Below are 17793 nucleotides of genomic sequence, written 5' to 3' on the forward strand. Positions count from 1 at the left end.
GGGCGCACCAACACCCCCCCCCCCGTCCTGCCCTAGAGCGAAGCGAGAACAGCATGAGCAACGTCATCCTCGAGATGGACGGCATCGTCAAGGAGTTCAACGGCATCCGGGCCCTCGACGGCGTCTCGGTGAGCGTGGAGCGCGGCGAGGTGCATGCCATCTGCGGCGAGAACGGCGCCGGGAAATCCACCCTGATGAAGGTGCTCAGCGGTGTCTACCCGCACGGCAGCTTCGACGGCACGATCACGCTCGACGGGAAGCCGGTCGCCTACGGCTCGATCAACGACAGCGAGCGCGACGGCGTGGTCATCATCCACCAGGAACTCGCCCTCAGTCCGTACCTGTCCATCGCCGAGAACATCTTCCTGGGCAACGAGGTGCAGCGGGGCGGGGTGATCGACTGGAACAGGACGAACCTGCAGGCCACGGAACTCCTCGCCCGGGTGGGCCTGCAGGAGAACCCCGCCACCAAGGTCCTCGAACTGGGGGTGGGCAAGCAGCAGCTCGTCGAGATCGCCAAGGCCCTGTCGAAAGAGGTGAAGATCCTCATCCTCGACGAGCCCACGGCCGCCCTCAACGACGACGACTCGGCCCATCTGCTGAGCCTGATCGAGCAGCTGCGGACGCAGGGCATCACGTCGATCATCATCTCCCACAAGCTCAAGGAGATCCGCGCGATCGCCGACACCGTCACGGTCATCCGCGACGGGCAGACCATCGAATCCTTCGCCGTCACGGACAGCGACGACATCGAGACCCGCATCATCCGAGCCATGGTCGGGCGCCCGCTGGACCACCAGTTCCCCCCGCGCGAGCCCTCCATCGGGGAGGAGAAGTTCCGGGTCGAGGACTGGACCGTCCACCACCCCATCGATGTGGAGCGGACCGTGGTGGACAGGGCGTCGTTCTCCGTGCGTGCCGGCGAGATCGTCGGATTCGCGGGACTCATGGGGGCGGGCCGCACGGAACTGGCCATGAGCATCTTCGGTCGCTCCTACGGAACCGGCATCTCCGGCCGCGTCTACAAGGACGGCGTGGAGATCCAGACGCGGACCGTCGGGGAGGCGATCCGCAACGGGATCGCGTACGTCACCGAGGACCGCAAGCGCTACGGCCTGAACCTGATCGGCAGCATCACCGTCAACGTCTCGGCAGCGGCCCTCGGGAAGCTCGCCCGGCTGGGGATCATCGACCGCCACCGGGAGTACGCCGTCGCCGACGAGTACCGCCGGCAGATGAACATCAAGACGCCGAGCGTCACCTCGGTGGTCGGTAACCTCTCGGGCGGGAACCAGCAGAAAGTGGTCCTCAGCAAGTGGATCTACTCGGGCCCCGACGTGCTGATCCTCGATGAACCGACGCGGGGCATCGACGTGGGCGCCAAGTACGAGATCTACGGGATCATCAACGAGATGGCGGCCCAGGGCAAAGCGGTGATCGTCATCTCCAGCGAGCTGCCCGAGCTGATCGGGCTCTCGGACCGCATCTACACCATCGCGGAAGGCAAGCTCACCGGCGAGCTGGATCGCGCCCACGCCAGCCAGGAGGAACTCATGCGCCACATGACCGCCGCCAGGAACCAAGGAGCACAGGCCTCATGACCACCACCACGCCCGAGCAGGCCACGGCTCCCGTCCCGCCTCGCCCCGATCCCGCCAAGAAGAGGCGACGCCGGGTCGACATGCGGCAGTACGGCATCCTCGCCGCCCTCGCCGTCATCATCCTGCTGTTCCAGGTCCTCACCGGCGGGCGCCTCCTGTACCCGGGCAACGTGAGCAACCTGATCCAGCAGAACGCCTACGTGCTCATCCTCGCGATCGGGATGGTGATCGTCATCATCGCGGGGCACATCGACCTGTCCGTCGGCTCGATCGTCGCGACGGTCGGCGCCGTGGCTGCGCTCTCCATGAACAGCTGGGGACTCCCGTGGGGTGCCGCCGTCGCGCTGTCGCTCCTCGTGGGCGCCCTGATCGGGGCCTGGCAGGGCTTCTGGGTCGCCTTCGTGGGCATACCGGCCTTCATCGTGACCCTCGCGGGCATGCTGGTCTTCCGCGGCGTGGCCCTCGTGCTGCTGACCGGCGGAACGATCAGCGGGTTGCCGCGGGCCTTCAACTCGATCGGCTCGGGCACGCTCCCTGCCACCGGCACACCGGACCTGATCACGCTCGGCATCGGTGCGCTGGCCTCCCTGGCCCTCGTGGCGCAGCAGCTCAAGGGGCGCGCCGACCTCCGGCGCCTCAACCTCCCCCGCGAGCGCACCCTGTCCTTCGTCCTGAAGATCGCCATCGCCGTCGTCGCCATCATGTACCTGTGCTACCTGCTCGCGTACAACCGCGGTACACCGATCATCCTGATCATCCTCGCGACCCTCGTCCTGCTGTACTCGTTCCTGCTCTCACGGACCGTGTTCGGCCGGCACGTCTATGCGATGGGCGGGAATCTCTACGCGGCCATGATGTCCGGTGTGAAGACGAAGTGGGTCAACTTCTTCATCTTCGTGAACATGGGCTTCCTGGCAGGCCTCGCCGGCGTCGTCAGCACCGCGCGTGCCGGCAGCGCCGTGGCATCGGCGGGAGGCAGTTTCGAACTGGACGCCATCGCCGCCGTCTTCATCGGCGGTGCGGCTGTGCAGGGCGGCGTCGGGACCGTGGTGGGCGCGGTGATCGGCGGCCTGGTCATGGGCGTCCTGAACCAGGGGCTGTCCATCCTCTCCGTCGACGCGGCCTGGCAGCAGGTCATCAAGGGACTCGTCCTCCTGCTCGCCGTCGCCTTCGACGTCTACAGCAAGCGTCGCACCGGCCGCTGATGCAGCGTACTCGCGGACGGGTGGCGGATCCTTCGGGGCCGCCACCCGTCCGCCATCACTCCACGCACCGGCGGGACGGGTCCACAGGGCCCTGACCGGGCCGCCCTACCGAGCGCACCCTCCCCGCCGTCCGCCTGCGGGGGCGGTTCAGATGAAGACGTGGAGGAAGCGGAAGAACACGGAGGCCGCGACGGCGATGTAGGTGACGGCGATGACGGGACCCACCCATGCCGCCAGCCATCGGGTGACGGCGACGGGTGCGGGGATGACGCCGTGAACCATGTTCCGGACGGTGGTGAGGATGAACAGGGGGATCATCGCCGCCCAGACGATCATGCAGTAGAGGCAGAGGACGTAGATCTCGAACAGGGCCTGGCTCCACAGCCAGGCCGCGAACACCACACCGAGCGTGACACCTGCCTGCACGCCCACCCAGTACCAGCGATCGAACCGGGCACCGGCCAGCAGGCCCATGCCGGTGGTGATGATGACGGTGAAACCCACGAGACCGATGAAGGGGTTGGGGAAGCCGAAGAGCTCCGACTGCCAGGTCTCCATGACCTGTCCGCAGGACACCCAGGGATTGATGTCGCAGCTCGTGACGTGGTCCGGGTCCTGCAGGAGCTGAAGCTTCTCGAGGATCAGGATGGCGGCCGCGATCCAGCCGGTGATGCCGGTGGCCAGGAGGAGCAGGCCGAAGGCTCGGGGGCGGGCGAAGGGTGGCGTGTCGGTGTCGGGTCCCGCCGCCGTGCTCGGGGACCGCTCGCGGGAGAGGTTGTTCATTGCGCTGACGGCTCCTCCTGGCTGATGGCGGTTTCGATGAGCCGGCGGAACTCTTCCTCGCTCGAGGGCTGGATCTTCTCGCCGTCGAGGAAGAACGCCGGGGTTCCCTGGACGTCGGGCGCCACGCCGTCGGCCTTGTCCTTCTGGATGCGCTCCATCGTCGCGCGATCCTCGACGGTGGCGTCGGAGGCGGCGTCGGAGGCGGCGTCGGAGGCGGCGTCGGAGGCGGCCAGGTCGAGACCGAACTCCTCGGCGTAGCCGCGGAAGACCGGCGACCGATCCTTATCGGCGTGGCCCCACTGCGCCTGCGTCTCACCCAGGCGCGCGTGCCTGTCCCTGAACCTGCCCTGCTGCGCCGCGGCTTCGACAGCGGCCGCCGCGGCGATGAGCCCGATCGTGATGCGGTCCTGCAGGCTCAGGCCCGTCGTCGTCCGGGGCTTCGTCCTGGGGAAGGGGGTCGGCACGGTGGTGTCTCCTCGTCGGCTGGATGCGTTCTCGTGCCCGGTCCCGACACGATGCCGGGACCGGTGGATTGAAGGCCTGCTCGTCTTCCTACTCGTGCGGGCAGCAGGCGTCCTGGCCGTTGTCGGAGGTGTCCCTCCCGGTATCAACGCTCCCGCCGTCTCCGAGGTTTCCGAGGCTCGGGGCGCAGCAGGAATCGCCCTTCCAGGCTTCGCGGCCCTCCTTGACGGCGACGGCGGCGATGACCAGGGCGGCGACCGGGTCGGCCCAGGACCAGCCGAGGGTGCTGTTGAGGAGCAGCCCGACCAGCAGGACGCCGGACAGGTAGGTGCAGAGCAGGGTCTGCCTGGAGTCCGCGACGGCCGAGCGGGAGCCCAGTTCGCGTCCGGCGCGGCGCTGGGCCCACGACAGGAACGGCATCACGGCGAGACTGGCTGCAGCGAGGACGATCCCGACGAGGGAGTGATCTGCCGCAGCCCCGCCGAGCAGACTGCGGACGGCGTCGATGCTGACGAAAGCGGCGAGGCCGAAGAAGGAGAACGCGATCAGGCGCAGCGCGGTCTTCTCGCGGGCCTCCGGGTCGCGGCCCGCGAACTGCCAGGCCACCGCGGCCGCGGAGAGGACCTCGACGATCGAGTCCAGCCCGAAGCCGATCAGGGCGCTCGAGGACGCGATCGTGCCGGCGCTGATCGCGATGACCGCTTCGAAGACGTTGTAGGTGATCGTCGCGGCGACGAAGAGGCGGATGCGCCGGGACAGGATCACGCGACGCTCCGCGGTCGACGCAGGTCGCAGTGATTGGCCCGACCCGATCGACGTGTGAGTGCTCATCAGCAGCAGGCCCTTCCGTCGACGTGATTCTCGTCAGCGGTGCAGCAGCACTCGGGGCTGCTGACCGCGACGACGCTCAGGAGGGCGGTCAGTGCGTCCCCCAGTTCCGGGTCCGCCAGCTCGTACCGGACCCGCCGCCCCTCGGGGACGGCGACGACCAGCCCGCATCCGCGCAGGCACGTCAGGTGATTCGACAACCGCTGCTTGCTCACGCCCGCCAGCTCGGCCAGGTCACCCGGATAGGACGGGGCATCCCGGAGGGCCAGCAGGACGCGGGCGCGGACCGGATCCGAGAGGGCGTAGCCGAACCTGGCGAGCACCGAGTGATGGGTGAGCGTAGCCATCCGCCAATAGTACATAACCTCATGTACTGATTGGTGCGGGGTGGGAACCCCGGCAAAGTCCCGCCCCAGCGGGAGGCGGCCGGCCGGCATCCGGGCGGGGACCCGACGGAGGCTGGTCGGTCAGGTGTCCTGCCGTGGCAGGCGCTGGCCGTAGCGGGGTTCGTCGTCGGGCCCGGGATCCGCGGCGGGCGGGGCGGGCGCCACCTTCCGGTCCGGCTTCGCCGACGAGCGGTTGACACCGGAGCCCTTGCTGAGGTGTTCGGAGTTCGGGGTCTCCGCCATCATGAGCATGGCGCAGATGACGAGGGAGACGATGAACGCGATCCCTGCCGCCGTGAGGCCGAGGTCGACGCGCAGCACGTTGCTGCCGCCTCCCGTGGCGAAGATCGACGTCGCCACCCCGGCCACGAGGGCCAGGACGGCCGAGAACACGAGCGGTGCCTTGATGCCGTGGCGGAATCGACCCTGCGAGGGCTTCCCAGGCTGGCGCTTGGCCACGGGCACTCCTTCCGGTGATGCAATATTTCTACGAGCTGTAGAGACTCTAGTTTACGGGGTCCGGCTCGCCCCGGGCGCCGGAAGTGGCCGGTGCGCTCAGCGCTGAATCGTGCCGGTAGCTCAGGGCGGCGATCCCGAGCACGACGGCGGTGAGCAGCGCCCCGCCACCGGCCACACCGAGCAGTGCATGGGCTCCGAGGTGCTCGACGAGCGGGAGCAGGGCGCCCGTGACGACCGCCACCGTCCCGACGATCACGAGGTCCCGTGCCATCACGGAACCGCGGGCCGTGAGTCCGCGCAGCACTTCGACCCCGCCGGCGACGACGAGGGCGACCGCGCCGGCGAAGGCGAAGCTGCGGTCATCGAGGAACACGAGGCTCGCTATACCCGCACCGAGGAGCAGTCCGCCACCGATGTCGGGCAGCAGCCGCGTGCGGGAAGCCCTGTATGGCAGGCGGTGCGTCCAGAGGTAGGCCGCGCCCGTGAGCAGGAGGTAGAGCCCGCCGGCGACGGACATCACCAGGGTGGAGGGTTCGCGCCAGAAGACGGTCACGAGACCGAAGACGGCGCCCACCCCGGCACGGGCCAGGAACGGCTTCCAGACCGACAGTTCGGACGCGTCGGACCCGGCGCCGGGGTCGGGCGGTGCAGCAGCCATCGAAGACCTCTCTGGACGGGGTGCGGGACCGGCGATCTCCGGCGAGTCCAGTTTAGTCCTCGGAACGCACCCGCCGCCCCGTCCCTACCCGGTGAACAGCGCGTTTCGCAGGGCATCGGCCTGGGCCCGCCAGAACCTCCGGGAGACTCCCTTCCGCGCGAACAGCGTGTCGAAACCATGGAACGCGCCGTCCACGACGACGAGTTCGCAGGGCACGCCCGCCTCCTCCAACCTCGCCGCGTACGTCGTGTCCTCGTCGAAGAAGAGGTCGAGTGACCCCACGCCGATCCACGCCGGCGGCAGCCCGGTGAGGTCCTCCCGGCGGGCCGGTGCCGCATAGGGTGACACGCCGGGGCCGCCCGGGGCTCGGCCGAGGTACGACGTCCAGCCGAAGCGGTTGCTCCCCGGGGTCCATACCCGCACGTGGCGGGTATCCGCGTCGGTGCGCACCACGGTCCGGTCATCGATCATCGGGTACACCAGCAACTGGAAGGCGGGCCGCACCCCGCCTCGGTCATGGGTGAGGAGCGCGAGACCTGCTGCGAGCCCTCCACCGGCACTCTGTCCTCCGATCGCGATCCGATCGGCATCGATACCCCGCTCCTCCGCGTGGGCCGCGAGCCAGGTCGAGGCCGCGTACGCGTCCTCGAGGGCGGCCGGCGCGGTGTGCTGCGGCGACAGCCGGTAGTCGACGGACGCGACGGTGATCCCGAGGGTGCGTGCGAAGGCGAAGTTGGTCGCATCGTCCTGGGAACTGCTCCCGAGGATCATGCCTCCGCCGTGCAGCCACAGCAGAGCGGGTGCCCTTCCCACCAGAGTCCTCGGACGGATCAGGCGCACGCCCACGTCGGGCGCGCCATCGGCACCGGGCACGGCGATGTCGTCGACCAGGAGGTCCTCGGGGATGTCGGTGGCACTCCTGCGCGGCACGTTGGCGAGACGCGCCAGGCGCGGTCCGAAGGACAGTGGGGGGATCCACCGTCCGACGGCGAGGTCCGGATGGAATACGGTCACGGGAAGGCGCTCCTCTCGCTCGGCCATTGTTGCTCTCACCAGTCTGCCGCAGGACGTCGAGGCGGGGACCGGCCGGGTCAGGCCCGTTCCTGCCGGCTCACCATCTCGGTGATCCAGCTCGGCGCGAAGGGCGAGGTGCAGTTGGGCGGCGTCGGGTAGTCCTTCAGGACCTCGAGCCGTTCCCCGATGTCGAGGGCTCTGGCCCGCTGCGCCTCGTGTTCGATCCCGATCTGCGCGAGCGTGTGGTTCATGGCCCACTGCAGGCGGTCCGGCGCTTCCTTCATGCTGGCCTCGATGGTGTCCAGCAGCCCGGGCAGGTCGAGGCCCTCGGGCTTCCTGACCACGCGCTCGCTGGTGAGAGCCCAGCCCGCACTGGCCACGACGGGATCCGGATCGGCCATCCACTCGAGGCGGAGCCGTTCGGCGTGCGGGTTCTTCTTCACCACGTAGTTCACGAACCAGTCGTGCACCTTCGGCGAGCGTGCCTGGCGCAGCATGGCGTCGAGTTCGTCGTGCCCGAAGGACTTCGGCCGGCAGATCAGCAGCGCCACGAGTTGCGCTGCGGTGTCCGACGTGGCCCAGAGCGCCCGGGCGAGATCGTGGTGCGCCCTCAGCCGCTTTGCGAGCGCGCGCAGCGAGGTGAGGTTCACCCCGTGGTCGTCACCGTGCTTCTCGTTCACCGCGCGGATCCGCGGGTCCTCGAGCTCCGCCAGCTCCGCCAGCACGTCTGCCACCGTGGGCACTCCCACCGTCACCTCCGGCACTCCGGCCTCCCCTGCACTCGTTCGTCGTCGTTCCATCCTCCCGCTCCCGTGGCGGACGCGCCAGAGCCCGGGGTCGCGGTCTCACAGCGGCGGAGCGGACGGGGCGGGGCCGGGAGGAGCGCCGGAGTCGAGTTCGATCGGCAGGGACGGGGCGAGCCGGCGCAGGGACGTGAAGGCCGGGACGAGGGCGTCGTACAGCTCGGCGAAGACCGGCAGCAGGGAGGCGTAGACCGCGGCGGCGGCCGGCTGGGGGCGCACCGTCTCCTCGATCTCGACCATGTCGGCGACGACGTCGATCGACTCGATGAGGCCGAGAGCCTCCATCCCGAGCAGCGCCGCGCCGAAGCCCGAGCCCTCCTGCCCGTGCGCGAATTCGATCGGCATCCCGAACGTGTCGGCGAGGAGCTGGCGCCAGAGGGGGCTGCGCATGACACCCCCGGTCGCGCGGACGTGGGTGACGTCGAGCCCGGCGGAACGCATCGAGTGGAGCACCAGCGCCAGCTGGAGGCAGACGCCCTCGAGCGCGGCCCGCACGAGGTGCTCCCTGCGGTGCGCCCTGGTGAGACCGACGTAGGCGCCGCGAGGCAGCGAACTCCAGTGGGGCGCCCGCTCGCTGAGCAGGTACGGGAGCATGAGCAGCCCGCCCGATCCGGGAGCCACCCGCGCTGCCAGGGCCAGCAGTTCCTCCTCGGGCGGTTCGGCCAGGTCGGGGGCGATCGCGTCACCGGCCCACCCGAGCACCACCCCACCGTTGTTGATCGCGCCGCCGACCACCCACCGGGTGGACGTCAGCGCATAGCAGAACACGCCGCCGAGCGGATCCACCGCGGGCCGGTCGACCGCGACGCGCAGCGCTCCGCTGGTACCGATCGAGCAGGCCGCCACGCCGGGGCGCACGGAGCCCACGCCGAGGTTGGCGAGGGGACCGTCCGCGGCGCCGACCACGACGGGCGTCGTGCCGGGCAGACCCATCGCGGCAGCGGCGTCGTCCGTGAGGGCGGGCAGCACGGTCGTGGTGGGGACGATCTCCGGCAGCTGCTCGGGCTGGATGCCTGCGAGCGCGAGCGCCTCCTCGTCCCACGCCAGGGTGCTCATGTTCATCAGGCCGGTCGCGGAGGCGATCGAGTGGTCCACCACCAGCGCGCCGCAGATCCGCAGCAGCACGAATTCCTTGATGCCGACCCAGAACCCGATGCTCTCGCACAGCTTCGGCTCCTGCTCGCGGAACCAGACGAGTTTCGGGAGCGGGGACATCGGGTGCACCGGGGTGCCCGTGCGCCGGTGCAGGGCGAGCCCGCCGACCGACGCACGCAGCCGTTCGGCCTGGACACGCGACCGGGTGTCGGCCCACGTGACGACCTCGGTGAGCGGTTCCCCGGTCGGGGAGAGTCCGATGAGACTGTGCATCGCCGAACTGAACGAGAGCCCTGCGACGCGCTGGGCGCCCACCTGGCGCACGACCTCACGCACCGACTCGAGCACCGCGGCGAGGATGAGCTGCGGATCCTGGACCGCCTGCCCCGGGTGGGGCTCGTCGAGCGGATAGCCCGCCGCATGGGACGCCTCGAGCGTGCCGTCCGTCCGGAAGGCGACCGCCTTCGTATTGGTGGTGCCGAGGTCCACGCCGATCACGACCGGCCCGGCCGGAGCTGCTCCCGGGGTCATCGCTCGCCGTGCCACAGCGAGATGACGACCTTGCCGGAGGTCTCGGAGTCCCGGGCGACGGCGAAGGCCTCGAGCGCGCGGTCGGCCGGGACCTCGTGAGTGATGACGTTCTCGATCCCCGGGGTGTCGTCGAGCAGTTCGATGGCCCGGTCGATCTCGTCGTCGAACCGGAAGGCCCCGCGGAGCTGGAGCTCCTTCGAGATCAGCGGGGCGAGATTGATGCCCCGGGGTTCGTTGGGCACCATGCCGACCTGGACGACGATGCCCGCCCGGCGGGCGGCCAGCAGGGCCGTGCTGACGGCGGCCGCAACGCCGGAACACTCCAGCACGACGTCGAATGCCAGGGCCGGGATCTCCTCGGTGCCGACCTGCACGGTGCCGTGCGCCCCGAGGCGTCGGGCGCGCTCCAGGGGGCCGGGGAGCACATCGGTGGCCACGACCTCGGCGGCGCCCTCGGCGAGGCAGGCAGCGATGGCGAGGAGGCCGATGGGCCCGGAACCGGACACGAGGACCCGCTTGCCCCGAACCCCTCCGGCGACCGTGATCCCGTGGAGGGCGACGGCGAGCGGCTCGGCGAGGGCGGCCCGACGCAGCGGCAGCCCGGACGGGAGCGGACGCACCATGTGCTTGTCGACGAGCAGGAACTCGCTCATCCCGCCCTGGGTGTGCGGCCAGGTGGAGGCGCTGCCGAGGTAGGCACCCCCGGGCCACAGGTGCCTGCGGTCCTCGATGCCGTGTTCCGGACGCCCGAACGTCGCGGGATGGACCGTCACCGGCGTCCCGGGAGCAAGCTCACCGGATGGGTCGGAGTCCACGGTGCCCGACACCTCATGACCGGGGACGAGCGGTTCGCGCACGACGTACTCCCCGTTGGCGCCTTCGTTGTAGTAGTGGAGGTCGGATCCACAGACACCTCCGAAGGCCATCCGGAGCCGGACCTGGCCCGGACCGGGCTCGGGTGTCGGCAGCTCGGCCTCGACGAGGTCGAGCTTGCCGTTGATGACGAGGGCTCTCATGTGGTGCCTTCCCTTTCGATTCGACGCCGGGCGGCCGCAGCCGCCGTGCAGGCTGTCAGACGACGGACGTCATCCCGCCGTCGACGAAGATGTTCTGACCGGACACGAAGGTCGATGCGTCGGAGGCCAGGTAGACGAGCGTCCCGACGAGCTCCTCGAACCTCCCCCACCGCTGGGCGGGGGTGCGGTTGATCACCCAGGTGTTGAACGCCTCGTCCTCGACCAGCGCACGGTTCATCTCGGTGGCGAAGTAGCCGGGAGAGATGGCGTTGACCTGGATGTTGAACCTGGCCAAATCGGCAGCCATGCCCTTGGTGAGCATGGCCACCCCGCCCTTGGTCGCCGAGTACGGCGCGATGGTCTGCCGGGCGAGCATGGACTGGACCGAACCGATGTTGATCACCTTGCCCGAGCCCCGCTCCGCCATGCCGCGGGTGACCTGCCGGGAGACGTAGAAGACGCTCGACAGGTTCGTCGTGACGATGTCGTCCCAGTCGGCCGGGTCGAAGTCGTTGAACGGCGCGCGCCGCTGGATGCCCGCGTTGTTGACGAGGATGTCCGGCACCCCGTGCTCGGCGACGAGCGCCGCGATACCCCGGGCCGCCCCGTCCGCGTCCGTGACGTCGAAGGTCGTGGTGGCGGGCACCGTCCCGGTCGCCTCACCGATGCTCGACGCCGCATCCGCCACGGCCCCTGCGTCGCGTCCGTGCACAATTACACGGGCGCCGGCCTGGGCGAGGCCGGTCGCGAGGGCGTACCCCAGGCCCCTCGAGGAGCCGGTGACCAGTGCGAGCCGACCGGTGATGTCGAACGCGTGCGGGGTCATCAGCCGATCCAGAAGACGAGGAGGGTCAGTCCGAATCCGGCCACGGATTCGAGCGACTGCTGAACGGTCCAGGTCTTCAGCGTGGTCTTCACGTCCATGCCCATGAGCCGGCCGACGAGCCAGAAGCCGGAGTCGTTGACGTGGCTGGCGAACACGGATCCGGCGGCGCTGGCCAGGGTGATGGCGGCGATCTCGAGGGGGCTGAAGCCGCCGGCCAGAACCGCGGGGGCCATGAGCCCGGCGGTGGTGACCAGTGCCACGGTCGCGGAGCCCTGGGCCACGCGGAGGATCACGGCGATGAGGTACGCGGCGAGGATGATCGGCAGCCCGATCGAGGCGAGGGAGTCCGAGAGCGCGTCACCGATACCGGAGGCACGCAGCACTCCGCCGAACATGCCGCCGGCGCCGGTGATGAGGATGACCGAGCAGACCGGGCCCAGCGCGGAGTCGAGCACCTTCTCCAGGGCGGTGCCGTTCTCGCCGCGCCGGTGGCCGAGTACCGCTGTGGCCACGAGGACGGAGATGAGCAGCGCGACCGGGGACGAGCCGATGGCGCTCAGCACCTGTACCCAGGTCTGTTCCTCGGCGTCGACGACGCCCGCGGCGTCGAGGAAGTCCAGGCCGGTGTTCATGAAGATGAGCAGCAGCGGCAGCAGCAGCATCGCGACGACGGTGGAGAACTTGGGCGGGTTGGTCGGCTGGTCGGCGTCGAGCGTGCCGAACAGTGCCGGGACCGGGAGGATGTACTTGGTGGCCACGAACTTGCCCCACAGGTAGCCCGTGACGTACCAGACCGGGAAGGCGATCAGCAGGCCGATGAGGAGCACGAGGCCGAGGTTCGAGCCGTAGAGCTCGGTCGCTGCGACAGGGCCGGGGTGCGGTGGCACGAAGACGTGCATCACGGAGAAGGCGGTGGCAGCCGGGATGCCGTACAGCAGCACGTTGGTGCCGCCCAGGCGTCGGGCGACGGCGAAGATGATCGGCAGCATGACGATCAGGCCCGCGTCGAAGAAGATCGGGAAGCCCATGATCAGGGAAGCCAGGCCGAGGGCGAACGGTGCACGCCGTTCACCGAAGACGTCGACCAGCTTGTCGGCGAGCACCCGAGCGCCGCCGCTGTGCTCGATCATCTTGCCGAGCATCGCCCCGAGGCCGATCAGCAGGGCGACCGAACCGAGGGTGGTACCGAAGCTGGTCACCAGGGTGGTGACGATCTCGCTCGTGGGGATCCCCGTGGCGAAGGCGGTCAGGAGGGACACGAGGACCAGCGTCAGGAACGCGTGTACCTTGAATCGAATGACCAGGATGAGGATCAGGGCGACTGCGCCCGCCGCGATGCCCAGCAGGGGTCCCGCGCCCAGCGTTTGGGTCCAATCTTCCACAGAACTCTCCATTGATGTTCGGCCCACGACGGGGCGACTTTGCGCTTGGAACCGTAGTCTGGCACGCACATCACGCTCGAAGCAAGAAAGATCACATCTTTGACGCGCAGTAGTCACTCAGCCGCACCTGCTCCCGTGCTGCACAACGCCGTCCTCGAGCGCCTGGGCAGCGAGATCGCCCAGGGCGTCCGGCCGGCGGGGAGCGTCATCACGCTCGCACGGCTGGAGGATGAGGCCGGAGTGTCCAGAACCGTCGTCCGCGAGGTCGTGCGGATCCTCGAGTCGATGGGCATGGTCGAATCCCGTCGGCGGGTCGGCGTGACCGTCCTCCCGGTCGCCGCCTGGAACGTCCTGGACCCCCAGCTGATCCGCTGGCGGCTCCTGGGACCGGAACGCGTCACCCAGTTGCACCGACTGACGGAGATGCGGCTCGCCCTCGAACCGACAGCCGCCCGCCTGGCCGCGAGCAGGGCGACGCCCGAGACCGCCGCCGAACTGATCGAGCTCGCCACCCGCCTGCGGGTGCTCGGCGAGACGGGCCGGGGGCACGAGCAGCCCTACCTCGACGCCGACATCGCCTTCCATGCACTGCTGCTGGCGGCGAGCGGCAACGACATGATGGCGTCCCTGCACGGGATCGTGACGGAGGTGCTCGCTGGCCGCACAGACCTCGGCCTCTCGCCGGCCGATCCGGCGCCCGTCTCGTTCGACAACCACGAAGGCGTCGCCCGCGCCATCGCCGACCGGAACGAGGACCTGGCGGAGGAGTACGCGAGGGCCGTCGTCCTGGAGGTGTGGCACGAACTGGGCGACCTCTGAGCCGGGAGTCCCGTCCTGCCCGAGGCGGGCCGTAGCGTCTACCCGGCCCGTTCCGCCCCGCGGCGCGTCGCCCCGGTGACCATCCAGCGGTCGTCCCGGACGCGCCAGCCCAGCGTCGCCGCGCGCGCGAGCATGTAACCGATGCCGAAGGCGAGCCACAGCCACACGATCCCCTCGCCGCCGGACAGCTCCGCCCTGCCGACGAGGGCCAGCAGCGGCAGGTAGGCGACGAGGTTCACGACGCCGGCCGTGGCAAGGTACCGGGCGTCGCCCGCGCCGATGAGGACGCCGTCGAGCACGAACACGAAGCCGCAGACCGGCTGGGACGCGGCGAGCACCCACAAGCCTGCCGCGAAGGCGGACTGGACGGCCGGGTCGGTGGTGAAGATCCACCCAACGAAGGGAGCCACGGCCGCGAGCAGGCCACCCGTGACAACGCCGAAGCCCACCCCCCACGTGATCATCCGCCGCGTCAGTGCACGGGCCAGCGGCCGGTTCCCCGACCCCAGCTCCTTGCCGATCAGTGCCTGCGCGGCGATGGCGAGGGCGTCGAGCGCGAAGGCGAGGAAGGTGAAGACCGTCATGACGAGCTGGTGCGAGGCGAGGCTGAGGGGACCCTGCGCAGTCGCGACGAGGACGGTGGCGAGGATCGCCACGCGCAGGGACAGCGTACGCAGCATGAGCCACGAGCCGACGCTCGCCGTGCTGCGGATGCCGCGGAGGGACGGCTTCAGGGGGACCTGCTCCCGACGGGAGGCACGCACGATCATCACGAGGTACACGGCCGCCATCCCCCACTGGGCGAGGCTGGTCCCCAGCGCGGAGCCGGCGACCGACATCCCCGCGCCGTACACGAGCAGGTAGTTGAGGACGATGTTGACGCCGAAGCCCGCGCCCGCGACGACCAGCGGCGTGCGCGTGTCCTGCAGCCCGCGCAGCACCCCGGTGGCGGCGAGCACCACGAGCATGGCCGTCAGCCCCGGCATCGACCAGCGGAGGTAGTCGACCGCGAAGGCGTGGACGGCGCCCTCGGCACCCAGCAGGGAGGCGAGCCGGGGCGCGGTGGCCCAGCCCGCGACGGAAAGCAGGACCCCGAGCGCGACGGCGAGACCCACGCCGTCGCGCCCTGCAGCGAGCGCCTCGGGCAGACGGCCCGCACCGAGGAGACGGGCGACGGCGGGAGTGGTCGAGTACGCGAGGAAGACCATGAGTCCGACGGCGGTCTGCAGCACCGTGGATGCGAGGCCCACACCGGCGAGCTCGTCGACGCCGAGATGCCCGACGATCGCGGAGTCGGCGAGCAGGAAGAGCGGCTCGGCGATGAGGGCACCGAGCGCCGGCACGGCGAGCCGCAGGATACTGCGGCTGAGCTGACGGTTGCTGGGGAGGGTCTCGTGCACCGTCCCAGCGTAGGCCGAGGGGCCGCAGGGCCTAAGCTGGAACGGCACGAACCGCCCAGCCACAGGGGAGTCATGAAACTCGGCACCAGGCAGTACCTGGCAGGACTGGTCCTGCTGTTCATCAGCACCCTCTTCGTGCCGCAGGCCGTCTCGGACTTCGCCCGGGCGGAGTCGACGGGCACGCCGGTGCCGGCCGAGGCTCCCCTGCTCCTGGCCATCGGCCTGCTCATCATCCTCGCCGCAGCCGCATGCATCGGCCGGGGCTACTGGCTCACGCACCGCAGGGGAGCTCCACGGAAGTCCCATCCGGAGGACGACCCGGACGAGCCGCTGCTGCGCCCCGGCTACGGGCCGGAGCCCTCGGACCGGGACGCATGGCGCGACCATCCCCTGCGCCGGCACGACCGCGACGACGAAGGACGGTCCTGACCGCCCGCTGCGCGGGACGCTCCTCCGGTCGCCCTGTCCAGCCCCGGCGGTCCTTTTTTCCTCCTTGTCCGCCGCCCGCCGGCCTTCGTACGGTCTAATCATCCGGAACGCGCACACCGCGCGTCCCGGCCGCACTGCTGTCCGGACAGCCGGCCATCCGAGGAGGACGCCACCATGATGCCGAAGACCAGGATCCGCACGTCGGCGGTCCCGTTGACCCTCGCCCTCCTGCTCGCCGTGACGGCCTGCACCGATACCGGCACTCCCGACCCCGCATCGAGCGCGCCCGCCCAGGTGCAGGGCGGGGGTGCGACCGACAGCTCGTCGGACGGTTCGTCGGACAGCTCGTCCGGGGAGTCGGGCGGGCAGCAGGAGGACCTGAGCATCCCGGACATCGTCGACGCGGTACAGCCGTCGGTGGTCACCATCTTCACCGAGGGCGGCCTGGGCAGCGGCGTGATCTACACCGAGGACGGCCTGATCCTCACCAACGAACACGTGGTCCGCGGCAACGACGACGTCGAGGTCGCCTTCGCCGACGGACAGCGGGTGTCGGGGACCGTGGAGGCGACCGACGCGGTGTCCGACCTCGCACTCGTGCGGGCCGACCGCGCGGATCTGCCGGCAGCGACCTTCCAGTCCGGGCTGCCGCGCATCGGTGAACTCGCCGTCGTCATCGGGTCCCCCCTCGGGTTCGAGAACACCGCGACATCGGGCATCATCTCCGGCCTGCACCGGGAGATCCCGGGGTCCGCATCGACCAGCCAGTCGCTCGTCGACCTCATCCAGACCGACGCCGCCATCAGCCCGGGCAACTCCGGTGGCGCCGTCGTGAACGGCCGCGGCGAGATCATCGGCATCAGCGAGGCCTACATCCCGCCCGCACAGGGCGCCGTCGCCCTCGGCTTCGCGATCCCCGCCCCGACCGCCACGGAGGTGGCCGAGGAGCTCCGGGAGGACGGAACGGCGGAACACGCCTTCATGGGCCTGGCGCCGGGCGCGATCACGCCCCAGATCGCCGAGCAGCTGGACCTGCAGGACACCACGGGGGTGGTGGTCCTGTCCGTGTCCGAGGGCGGACCGGCCGACGACGCGGGCATCCGGCCGGGTGACATCCTCACCCGGATCGGGGACGAGGAGCTGTCGGCGCCCGAGGATCTCCTCTCGGCGCTGCGCCGGCGGGATCCCGGGGAGACGGTAGCCGTGGAGACCCGGCGGGGTTCGGAGACGCGGAGCGTTGACGTGCAGCTCACGGATCGGCCCGCGGCGGAGGGCTGACACCTCAGAGGAGGCTCCACGCCCTCCAGCCCGGATACACCTCGTGCTGCATCTCCTGGGCGAGGACCTCGAGGTCCTCGAGGTCCTGTCGCGGGAAGTGGCGTGGCGAGGTGGACATGACGCAGAGTGTCCCGATCAGCCATCCTCCCGGCCCGCGGAGGGGATACCCGGCGTAGAACCGGATGTGCGGTTCACCGGCGACGAAGGGGTGCGAGCGGAAACGCTCGTCCTGCACGGTATCGGGCAGGACGAGGGGCCCGGCGGACCGGATCGTGGCGTCGCAGAAGGCCTGTGTCCGCTCGAGGTCCTGGTTCGCCTTCCCCACCGCGGACTTGATGAACTGCCGGTGGTCCGCGATCAGTGCCAGCGTCGCCACCTCGCAGCCGAACCGCTCGGCGGCCCGACGGGTGATGCGGTCGAACCGCTCTTCGGGCGGGGTGTCGAGGAGGTGCACTCCGGCCAGGGACCGGAGCCGCTCCCGCTCCGCCGTCCCGGCGTCGAGGAGGACCGATCCTGCCGCTCCCAGCTGGCGGATGAGCTCCAGCTCCTGGCCACCCGGCAGCTCCGTCCCGGCGGACGGCCCGATCTCCTGTGCGGCGCCCTGCCCGGACGCCTCCCGCGCAGCCTCGGCGAGGAGGTCGGACTCGAGGGGCGGGAGATCCGCCGACCCGCGGAGATAGGCGTCGATCTCCAGCTCCGAGAGGGAGCCACCCAGCGCGAAGTACTGGATCCACGCCTCGGCGACCGACATGCCTGCCCGCTGGAACGCGTCGGCGATCCGCCCGCGCCGGTTCCGCTCGTCCATTGCTCCCCGTTCC

General features: G+C 70.2%; 19 protein-coding genes. 5 read left to right on the forward strand and 14 right to left on the reverse strand.

Features of this window, described 5'->3' with window-relative positions; translation table 11 throughout:
• The first annotated feature begins 53 nt into the window (after positions 1-53).
• Both mmsA and mmsB read left to right on the forward strand, forming a co-directional pair.
• Entirely contained in the window at positions 54-1601 is a 1548-nt protein-coding gene (gene mmsA, locus ACX80L_RS04500) for a multiple monosaccharide ABC transporter ATP-binding protein (protein ID WP_133079915.1), read from the forward strand.
• Positions 1598-2806 carry a multiple monosaccharide ABC transporter permease gene (mmsB, locus tag ACX80L_RS04505; RefSeq protein WP_133079916.1) on the forward strand — a complete coding sequence of 403 codons (1209 nt, stop codon included), beginning with the start codon at positions 1598-1600 and terminating at the stop codon, positions 2804-2806. The genes mmsA and mmsB overlap by 4 nt, the downstream gene beginning before the upstream one ends.
• Before the next feature lie 147 nt (positions 2807-2953).
• Here the strand turns inward: mmsB and ACX80L_RS04510 are convergent, their stop codons facing one another.
• From ACX80L_RS04510 to ACX80L_RS04565, 12 genes are all read right to left on the reverse strand, one after another.
• Positions 2954-3589: a vitamin K epoxide reductase family protein gene (locus ACX80L_RS04510; protein ID WP_459287938.1), complete on the reverse strand. Its 636-nt coding sequence runs from the start codon at positions 3587-3589 to the stop codon at positions 2954-2956.
• On the reverse strand, positions 3586-4053 hold the full coding sequence (locus ACX80L_RS04515; RefSeq protein ID WP_459287940.1) for a DsbA family protein: 468 nt from the start codon (positions 4051-4053) through the stop codon (positions 3586-3588). Before ACX80L_RS04515 ends, ACX80L_RS04510 begins: the two co-directional genes overlap by 4 nt.
• An 88-nt stretch (positions 4054-4141) precedes the next feature.
• Complete coding sequence (locus ACX80L_RS04520; RefSeq protein WP_459287942.1) at positions 4142-4882, reverse strand: cation transporter; 741 nt, start codon at positions 4880-4882, stop codon at positions 4142-4144.
• The gene (locus ACX80L_RS04525) at positions 4882-5226 is read right to left on the reverse strand and encodes a metalloregulator ArsR/SmtB family transcription factor (RefSeq protein WP_133079919.1); all 345 of its coding nucleotides are present in this window, start codon (positions 5224-5226) and stop codon (positions 4882-4884) included. Before ACX80L_RS04525 ends, ACX80L_RS04520 begins: the two co-directional genes overlap by 1 nt.
• Before the next feature lie 120 nt (positions 5227-5346).
• Positions 5347-5724 carry a hypothetical protein gene (locus ACX80L_RS04530; RefSeq protein ID WP_459287944.1) on the reverse strand — a complete coding sequence of 126 codons (378 nt, stop codon included), beginning with the start codon at positions 5722-5724 and terminating at the stop codon, positions 5347-5349.
• Positions 5725-5770: 46 nt separating this feature from the next.
• Positions 5771-6382, reverse strand: coding sequence for a hypothetical protein (locus tag ACX80L_RS04535; protein ID WP_459287946.1), 612 nt, complete (start codon positions 6380-6382; stop codon positions 5771-5773).
• An 84-nt stretch (positions 6383-6466) separates the two neighbouring features.
• Positions 6467-7396, reverse strand: coding sequence for an alpha/beta hydrolase (locus tag ACX80L_RS04540; protein WP_459287948.1), 930 nt, complete (start codon positions 7394-7396; stop codon positions 6467-6469).
• A 77-nt stretch (positions 7397-7473) separates the two neighbouring features.
• On the reverse strand, positions 7474-8196 hold the full coding sequence (locus tag ACX80L_RS04545) for a DNA alkylation repair protein (RefSeq protein WP_459287950.1): 723 nt from the start codon (positions 8194-8196) through the stop codon (positions 7474-7476).
• Positions 8197-8241: 45 nt separating this feature from the next.
• The gene (locus tag ACX80L_RS04550; protein ID WP_459287952.1) at positions 8242-9825 is read right to left on the reverse strand and encodes a gluconokinase; all 1584 of its coding nucleotides are present in this window, start codon (positions 9823-9825) and stop codon (positions 8242-8244) included.
• On the reverse strand, positions 9822-10841 hold the full coding sequence (locus ACX80L_RS04555) for an L-idonate 5-dehydrogenase (RefSeq protein WP_459287954.1): 1020 nt from the start codon (positions 10839-10841) through the stop codon (positions 9822-9824). The genes ACX80L_RS04550 and ACX80L_RS04555 overlap by 4 nt, the downstream gene beginning before the upstream one ends.
• A gap of 55 nt (positions 10842-10896) precedes the next feature.
• On the reverse strand, positions 10897-11667 hold the full coding sequence (locus tag ACX80L_RS04560; RefSeq protein ID WP_459287956.1) for an SDR family oxidoreductase: 771 nt from the start codon (positions 11665-11667) through the stop codon (positions 10897-10899).
• The gene (locus tag ACX80L_RS04565) at positions 11667-13049 is read right to left on the reverse strand and encodes a GntP family permease (protein WP_459287958.1); all 1383 of its coding nucleotides are present in this window, start codon (positions 13047-13049) and stop codon (positions 11667-11669) included. Before ACX80L_RS04565 ends, ACX80L_RS04560 begins: the two co-directional genes overlap by 1 nt.
• A gap of 99 nt (positions 13050-13148) precedes the next feature.
• Here ACX80L_RS04565 and ACX80L_RS04570 point away from each other — a divergent pair, with 99 nt between their 5' ends.
• Positions 13149-13868 (forward strand): FadR/GntR family transcriptional regulator, encoded by a 720-nt coding sequence (locus ACX80L_RS04570; protein ID WP_459287960.1) that lies wholly within the window; start codon positions 13149-13151, stop codon positions 13866-13868.
• 38 nt (positions 13869-13906) lie between these two features.
• Here the strand turns inward: ACX80L_RS04570 and ACX80L_RS04575 are convergent, their stop codons facing one another.
• Entirely contained in the window at positions 13907-15268 is a 1362-nt protein-coding gene (locus ACX80L_RS04575; protein WP_459287962.1) for an MATE family efflux transporter, read from the reverse strand.
• Between the two features lie 72 nt (positions 15269-15340).
• Here ACX80L_RS04575 and ACX80L_RS04580 point away from each other — a divergent pair, with 72 nt between their 5' ends.
• Both ACX80L_RS04580 and ACX80L_RS04585 read left to right on the forward strand, forming a co-directional pair.
• Positions 15341-15697, forward strand: coding sequence for a hypothetical protein (locus ACX80L_RS04580; RefSeq protein ID WP_459269173.1), 357 nt, complete (start codon positions 15341-15343; stop codon positions 15695-15697).
• A 174-nt stretch (positions 15698-15871) separates the two neighbouring features.
• Entirely contained in the window at positions 15872-16975 is a 1104-nt protein-coding gene (locus ACX80L_RS04585; RefSeq protein WP_459287964.1) for a S1C family serine protease, read from the forward strand.
• A gap of 4 nt (positions 16976-16979) precedes the next feature.
• On the opposite strand, the gene ACX80L_RS04590 is transcribed toward ACX80L_RS04585, so the two are convergent.
• A complete protein-coding gene (locus ACX80L_RS04590) occupies positions 16980-17780 on the reverse strand; it encodes a GAF domain-containing protein (RefSeq protein WP_459287966.1) in 801 nt (266 codons plus the stop codon).
• Positions 17781-17793: the final 13 nt, after the last annotated feature.

The sequence above is a fragment of the Arthrobacter sp. MDT1-48-3 genome (assembly GCF_054511015.1).

Excerpts from the sequence above, each read along its gene's own strand:
- mmsA (WP_133079915.1), top strand. The coding sequence starts at position 54 with ATGAGCAACGTCATCCTCGAGATGGACGGCATCGTCAAGGAGTTCAAC.
- mmsB (WP_133079916.1), top strand. The coding sequence starts at position 1,598 with ATGACCACCACCACGCCCGAGCAGGCCACGGCTCCCGTCCCGCCTCGC.
- ACX80L_RS04510 (WP_459287938.1), bottom strand. The coding sequence starts at position 3,589 with ATGAACAACCTCTCCCGCGAGCGGTCCCCGAGCACGGCGGCGGGACCC.
- ACX80L_RS04520 (WP_459287942.1), bottom strand. The coding sequence starts at position 4,882 with ATGAGCACTCACACGTCGATCGGGTCGGGCCAATCACTGCGACCTGCG.
- ACX80L_RS04525 (WP_133079919.1), bottom strand. The coding sequence starts at position 5,226 with ATGGCTACGCTCACCCATCACTCGGTGCTCGCCAGGTTCGGCTACGCC.
- ACX80L_RS04535 (WP_459287946.1), bottom strand. The coding sequence starts at position 6,382 with ATGGCTGCTGCACCGCCCGACCCCGGCGCCGGGTCCGACGCGTCCGAA.
- ACX80L_RS04545 (WP_459287950.1), bottom strand. The coding sequence starts at position 8,196 with ATGGAACGACGACGAACGAGTGCAGGGGAGGCCGGAGTGCCGGAGGTG.
- ACX80L_RS04550 (WP_459287952.1), bottom strand. The coding sequence starts at position 9,825 with ATGACCCCGGGAGCAGCTCCGGCCGGGCCGGTCGTGATCGGCGTGGAC.
- ACX80L_RS04555 (WP_459287954.1), bottom strand. The coding sequence starts at position 10,841 with ATGAGAGCCCTCGTCATCAACGGCAAGCTCGACCTCGTCGAGGCCGAG.
- ACX80L_RS04560 (WP_459287956.1), bottom strand. The coding sequence starts at position 11,667 with ATGACCCCGCACGCGTTCGACATCACCGGTCGGCTCGCACTGGTCACC.
- ACX80L_RS04580 (WP_459269173.1), top strand. The coding sequence starts at position 15,341 with ATGAAACTCGGCACCAGGCAGTACCTGGCAGGACTGGTCCTGCTGTTC.
- ACX80L_RS04585 (WP_459287964.1), top strand. The coding sequence starts at position 15,872 with ATGATGCCGAAGACCAGGATCCGCACGTCGGCGGTCCCGTTGACCCTC.
- ACX80L_RS04590 (WP_459287966.1), bottom strand. The coding sequence starts at position 17,780 with ATGGACGAGCGGAACCGGCGCGGGCGGATCGCCGACGCGTTCCAGCGG.